Annotated in this window: 1 pseudogene; it reads right to left on the bottom strand. The window is 41.7% G+C overall.

What is annotated here, in order from left to right:
- Positions 1-57 precede the first annotated feature (57 nt).
- Positions 58-333 (bottom strand): annotated as a pseudogene (locus tag EXA13_RS16740) (MmcQ/YjbR family DNA-binding protein); the annotation flags it as partial.
- Positions 334-432: the final 99 nt, after the last annotated feature.

Consider the following 432-nt stretch of genomic DNA (forward strand, 5'->3'; position numbering starts at 1 on the left):
GTGAGTGATAGGTTCAAAGCTAATTTTTATCATCTCCGCAGCCCTTATATATCAACGATCTTCATGCGGTTTCCCTGCTGTATCAATTTGTTGGATCCACTTCATACCACGATTCGCAAAGTATGGTGCCGGCTGATAACCCTCACTATTGCTTAGAAAATCAAAATTTAAATCTGAAACTTTAAAGATAAATGCTGCTTGCCCATTTTTACTCCAACCACCAATAGCGAACACTTTATCACCGACTTTCCAAACATCAGAATTGCCCCATTGAACAACATAGCTTGTGGCAGGAAAGGAACCACAGAACGCATTAAATTCATCGTAATTCATACTGTTTATCCTTGAAAGCACATAACGCCGCATTAAGGTGTGAGCGGCGCTTGGCTATACTTGAGCGAAGCGAAACTGCCAAGCGTTGCGAATCACTCT

Source organism: Vibrio cincinnatiensis, assembly GCF_022113815.1.
Classification (GTDB): Bacteria; Pseudomonadota; Gammaproteobacteria; order Enterobacterales; family Vibrionaceae; genus Vibrio; species Vibrio cincinnatiensis_A.